Below are 4,917 nucleotides of genomic sequence, written 5' to 3'. Positions count from 1 at the left end.
GACCCTCCTGGGCGGGGCCCGGGCTCCCCTGGCCCTGGCGATCCTGGAGCGCTCGGCGGGCCGCACCCTGAGCTTCCTCGACTGGATGGCGGCGGCGGCCCCGGTGGCGCTCGCGACCGCCGCCGCCGCGGCGCTGCTCCTGTGGGCGCTCTACGCGCGGTCCGCGCCCGTGAACCTGGCCCCCGTCCGGGAGGCCCTCGCCCGGGAGGCCCGGGCTCTGGGTCGCGTGAAGCTCGGCGAGAAGGTCGTGGCGGTCGTGGCCATAGCCACCGTAGCGGCGTGGATCGGGTGGGGCGAGCGGGTCGGGCTCGCCACCATCAGCCTCTCGGCCGCGGGGCTCCTCTTCCTGCTGCGGCTCCTCACCTGGCAGGAGGCGGAGCGGGCGGTGCACTGGGGGGTGGTGGTGCTCTACGGGGGCGCCATCGCCCTGGGGAGCGCGCTCCACGACACGGGAGCGGCTCTCTGGGTGGCCCGGACGGCCCTGGGCGGGGCAGAGGCGTCCCCCTGGGCCCTCCTGGCGGGGCTGGCACTGGCGTCGCTCGTGCTCACCGAAGCCATCTCCAACGCCGCGGTGGTGGCGCTGCTCCTGCCCCTGGGGCTTTCCCTGGGGGCCGAGGCGGGGCTCGACCCGGCGCTCGTGACCCTGGCCGTGGCCGTCCCTTCGGGGTTCTCGTTTGCTCTGCCCATCGGCACCCCGGCCACGGCCATCGCGTTCTCGTCGGGGCGGCTGCGGCTGCGCGATCTGGCCCTGCCGGGAATCGCCCTCAACCTCGTCGCCCTCGCGCTGGTGCTCGCGGCGCTTCGGTACTGGTGGCCCGCCGTGGGGGCGGGTGGGGGCTGAGGCGCCCCCCGACCCCTTCGGCTCCGATTCCAACCCCTCGTCACAAGGAGACCCCCATGGCACGCATCTATGAAGACAACTCCCTCTCCATCGGCCGCACCCCCCTCATCCGCCTCAACCGGGTGACGGAAGGGGCCAGGGCCACGGTCCTCGCCAAGATCGAGGGGCGCAACCCCGCCTACTCGGTCAAGTGCCGCATCGGCGCCGCCATGATCTGGGACGCCGAGGAGCGAGGCATCCTCAAGCCCGGCGTCGAGATCGTGGAGCCCACCAGCGGCAACACGGGCATCGCGCTCGCCTACGTGGCCGCGGCCCGGGGCTACAAGCTCACCCTGACCATGCCCGAGACCATGAGCCTGGAGCGGCGCCGGGTGCTCGCCGCCCTGGGGGCCCACCTCGTCCTCACCCCGGGCGCCGAGGGGATGAAGGGGGCCATCGCCCACGCCGAGGGGCTCGCTTCCTCGGACCCCAAGCGCTACTTCCTGCCCCAGCAGTTCAAGAACCCGGCCAACCCGGGCATCCACGAGAAGACCACCGGGCCGGAGATCTGGGACGACACCGACGGCGCGGTGGACGTGCTCCTGTCGGGCGTGGGCACCGGCGGCACCATCACCGGGGTCTCCCGCTACATCAAGGGGACGAAGGGCAAGCCGATCCTCTCGGTGGCCGTGGAGCCCAAGGAGAGCCCCGTGATCTCCCAGAAGCTCGCGGGCGAGATGATCCGGCCAGGGCCCCACAAGATCCAGGGGATCGGCGCCGGCTTCATCCCCGAAACCCTGGACCTCTCGGTGGTGGACCGGGTGGAGCAGGTCGAAAGCGCCGAGGCCATCGACTTCGCCCGGCGCCTGGCGCGGGAGGAGGGTCTCCTGGTGGGGATCTCCTGCGGCGCCGCCGGCGCGGCGGCCGTGCGCCTGGCCCGGGAGCCCGCGTTCGCCGGCAAGACCATCGTGGTCGTGATGCCGGATCTCGCCGAGCGCTACGTCTCCACGGCGTTGTTCGAGGGGATCGGCGGGTGACCGCCCCGAGGAAGGCCATCGCCCTGCTCTCCGGAGGCCTGGACTCCACCCTGGCCGTCAAGCTCGTGATCGACCAGGGGGTGGAGGTCGTGGCGCTCAACTTCATGACCCCGTTTTGCAACTGCACCGCCAAGTCGAGCTCGTGCAAGCACGAGGCGGCGCGGGTGGCGCGGGAGTTCGGTATCCCGATCCGGGTGCGATACAAGGGCATGGAGTACTTGAAGGTCGTCGAGAACCCGCCCCACGGCTACGGCCGGGGCATGAACCCGTGCATCGACTGCCGGATCTTCATGCACCGGGAGGCCGTGGAGCTCATGCGGGAGGAGGGGGCGAGCTTCCTCGTGACCGGCGAGGTCCTGGGCCAGAGGCCCATGAGCCAGCGGCGGCAGACCCTGTGCCTCATCGAGCGGGAGAGCGGCACGGAGGGGCTGATCCTCCGGCCCCTCTCGGCGCACCACTTCGAGCCCACCCACGCGGAGCGGGAGGGGTGGGTGGACCGGGAGAAGCTCCTCGCCATCGAAGGCCGCTCGCGCAAAGAGCAGATCCGGCTGGCGACGGAGTTGGGGGTCGCCGACTACCCCTGCCCCGCCGGGGGGTGCCTGCTGACCGACGCCGACTTCGCCGAGAAGATCCGGGACCTCTTCCGGGAAGAGCCCGGCTACGATCTCAGGGACGTCCGGCTGCTCCGGACGGGCCGCCACTTCCGGCTGCGGCCGGGGCTCAAGGTGGTGGTGGGCCGCGACCAGGGGGAGAACGAGACCCTGGAGGCCGGCGCCCCGCGTTCCTACCGCGACCTCGGTCCAGACCGACCCTCGGCCCACAAATGAGTTGCCCATGACCTTCGATCACCCCGAGGGATGAAACGGTAGGGCGGGCGGTTCCCGCGTAGCGGGGTTCGCCCGCCGGGTGCGGCGGGGCAAGCCCCGCCCTACGGCGCTCCTGCGGGCTCGGGGACAGCGAGTTTCTTTATGGCGAGCTGAGTGGTCGACAACGCTCTCTTGCACGAGCCTCCCATCGGCTGTCCCCTAGTCACGGGGCGTGCGCGGAAGAAGGCGGGGGGCGGACGAGAAATGCACAGTTGCCCTTACGTTTGCCTGCCCCAATTCGTCGAGATGGATTACGGGTCCGGCGTCGACAACCGCATTTCGTCCCGCCTCAGTCATCCCCGTGCAGGCCCCATTCCACGTCTTCCCGGATGAATCGTTCCATCAATGCTGGCTCGTGGGCCTCGACGTAGCGCCGCACCGCCTCGACCACCAAATCGGCCTCGCTCTTGAACCAGCCTTCGCGCACCAGTGCGAGCGCCCTGGCGTGCAGTTTGTCCGGTACTTCCGCGCACAGCGTCCGCATTTCCCACCTCCGCTACCGCCCGTCACGCAGATCAATTCCACGCCGGTCTGGGCAACCACGGGCTGCAAGCGCTTGACGAAACCCGAACAGCGCCGAGCGCCCCCTCCAACAGGGCTTCCCCGTGCCGCTCGAGGCAGATATGATTGGTGGACGAACGCATCTTGGCGCTCGGAAGGGGAGGAGGCCATGAAGAAATGGGAGCGGATTACATTTGACGCGCAGGTGATGGGAGGAAAGCCTTGCATTCGAGGAATGCGGGTCACGGTTGGAACCATCGTGGCGCTCATCGGAGCGGGGCGATCGATTGAGGAAGTCCTGTCCGCCTATCCGTATTTGGAGCGGGAAGACGTGTTGGCGGCGCTGACCTATGCTGCCTGGCGTGCCGAGGAAAAGGACCTTCCTTTGGCCTCCTAATGCGAATTCTCATCGACATGAATCTTTCTCCGCGGTGGACCGACGTCTTTGCGGCCGAGGGCTGGGAAGCGGTCCACTGGTCGCACGTTGGAGATCCGGGAGCGCCCGACGCAGTGATCATGGCATGGGCTCGGGAGGGAGGATACGTCGTCCTCACCCACGACCTCGATTTCGGAGCCTTGCTCGCGGCCACGAGACTCGAGACTATCTATTTCCTTGACGGGCGGAATATAGGATGTCCCCTTTGCCCTTTCCCTTTGCCCCTTCGAAGTCGGGCTGGGCCTGGTTGGGGAAGAGGGAGGTGAAGGTGAGGAGGCGCATGGTCATGGCGCGGGTGCGGTCGATCATGGATCGCCAATCGTGAGTCGTAGAGGGTCGATCTCGTTACCCCGGTCGGCACCCATAGGTCGTCAGCGGTCCACGAGCACGCAGGGCGCCGCGTACCGAAGCAACTGCTCGTCCGCGGTATAGAGGACAAGGTTATCGATCAGGGACTGAGCGATCAGCAGGCGGTCGAACGGGTCCTTGTGGTGATCGGGCAGCGATGCGACGCGAAGCGCGTGGTACTGGCCCACGGGCAGGGACCGCACCCCGTCCCGCTCCATACGCGGAGGGATGAACTCACCCGGGGGCGCCGGCAGCGGGAGCCTGCCCAGTCGGTACTTAATGGCGATCTCCCAACAACTGGCAGCCGACAGATAGAGCTCATTCTCGCGGTCGGCGAGTTCGTTGCGAACCGACTCTCGCATGCGCCCCGGGCTTTCGATCATCCAGAGCCAAACGTGAGTGTCCAGCAGGATCCGCAGCACGAGCGCCCCTCAGCCCTCAAACTCAGCGAGGACCGCGTCGGGCAGTGGAGCGTCGAAGTCCTCCGGCACCGAAAAAAGCCCGGCGTCCCTCCCCAAGACCCGCGTCGCGCCCTCTTCGCCTTCCCAGGACGAGAGTCGAGCAATCGGCTTCCCCGCCTTGGCGATGACCACCTCTTCCCCCTCGGCGACCTGCACGAGCAGGCGAGAAAGGTAGGTCTTAGCCTCGTGAATGTTCACCATGATCATCGGCACCCTCCTCGGTTAGCTAACTTACCGAGCAACGCGGACTAAGTCAACCGAGTGCCAACTTGAGCGTCCGCAGCAATTGCGGTATTTCAGTTACGTCCCGATAGCGCCGCGCACACCCTGCGGTGGTGGGCGGAGCACACGGGTGCCCCGCACTCACCCTGCACGCGCCAAATTGTCAAATTGACAACGTCCCCCACGCACACGCGCCCGAAGGGGGACCTTCATTGGGCCTGTCGCC

8 protein-coding genes and 1 pseudogene are annotated in these 4,917 nt (G+C 68.2%); 5 read left to right on the top strand and 4 right to left on the bottom strand.

From position 1 onward, the window contains the following. The 3 genes from AB1578_22020 to AB1578_22010 form a co-directional block, all read left to right on the top strand. A partial coding sequence (locus AB1578_22020) for an SLC13 family permease (protein ID MEW6490575.1) occupies window positions 1-841 on the top strand: 841 nt, incomplete at its 5' end. Window positions 842-897: 56 nt separating this feature from the next. Further along, window positions 898-1,857 carry a cysteine synthase A gene (gene cysK / locus AB1578_22015; GenBank protein ID MEW6490574.1) on the top strand — a complete coding sequence of 320 codons (960 nt, stop codon included), beginning with the start codon at window positions 898-900 and terminating at the stop codon, window positions 1,855-1,857. Further along, a complete protein-coding gene (locus AB1578_22010) occupies window positions 1,854-2,684 on the top strand; it encodes a hypothetical protein (protein MEW6490573.1) in 831 nt (276 codons plus the stop codon). The genes cysK and AB1578_22010 overlap by 4 nt, the downstream gene beginning before the upstream one ends. Window positions 2,685-3,012: 328 nt before the next feature. Here the strand turns inward: AB1578_22010 and AB1578_22005 are convergent, their stop codons facing one another. Then, entirely contained in the window at window positions 3,013-3,207 is a 195-nt protein-coding gene (locus AB1578_22005; protein MEW6490572.1) for a CopG family transcriptional regulator, read from the bottom strand. Window positions 3,208-3,393: 186 nt separating this feature from the next. Between AB1578_22005 and AB1578_22000 the strand changes: the two genes are divergently transcribed. After that, window positions 3,394-3,621, top strand: a complete 228-nt coding sequence (locus tag AB1578_22000; GenBank protein MEW6490571.1) for a DUF433 domain-containing protein — start codon at window positions 3,394-3,396, stop codon at window positions 3,619-3,621. After that, a pseudogene (locus AB1578_21995) lies at window positions 3,621-3,803 on the top strand (DUF5615 family PIN-like protein). The gene AB1578_22000 and the pseudogene AB1578_21995 overlap by 1 nt, the downstream one beginning before the upstream one ends. 22 nt (window positions 3,804-3,825) lie before the next feature. Here the strand turns inward: AB1578_21995 and AB1578_21990 are convergent. The 3 genes from AB1578_21990 to AB1578_21980 all read right to left on the bottom strand — a co-directional run bounded on the left by AB1578_21990 (window position 3,826) and on the right by AB1578_21980 (window position 4,676). Beyond that, on the bottom strand, window positions 3,826-3,969 hold the full coding sequence (locus AB1578_21990; protein ID MEW6490570.1) for a hypothetical protein: 144 nt from the start codon (window positions 3,967-3,969) through the stop codon (window positions 3,826-3,828). A 62-nt stretch (window positions 3,970-4,031) separates the two neighbouring features. Further along, a complete protein-coding gene (locus tag AB1578_21985) occupies window positions 4,032-4,430 on the bottom strand; it encodes a type II toxin-antitoxin system VapC family toxin (protein ID MEW6490569.1) in 399 nt (132 codons plus the stop codon). A gap of 9 nt (window positions 4,431-4,439) precedes the next feature. Then, window positions 4,440-4,676 carry a type II toxin-antitoxin system prevent-host-death family antitoxin gene (locus AB1578_21980; GenBank protein MEW6490568.1) on the bottom strand — a complete coding sequence of 79 codons (237 nt, stop codon included), beginning with the start codon at window positions 4,674-4,676 and terminating at the stop codon, window positions 4,440-4,442. Window positions 4,677-4,917 lie beyond the last annotated feature (241 nt).

The sequence above is a fragment of the Thermodesulfobacteriota bacterium genome, assembly GCA_040756475.1.
Lineage (GTDB): Bacteria > Desulfobacterota > Deferrisomatia > Deferrisomatales > JACRMM01 > JBFLZB01.
This window is presented reverse-complemented; position numbering and strand designations above follow the sequence as displayed.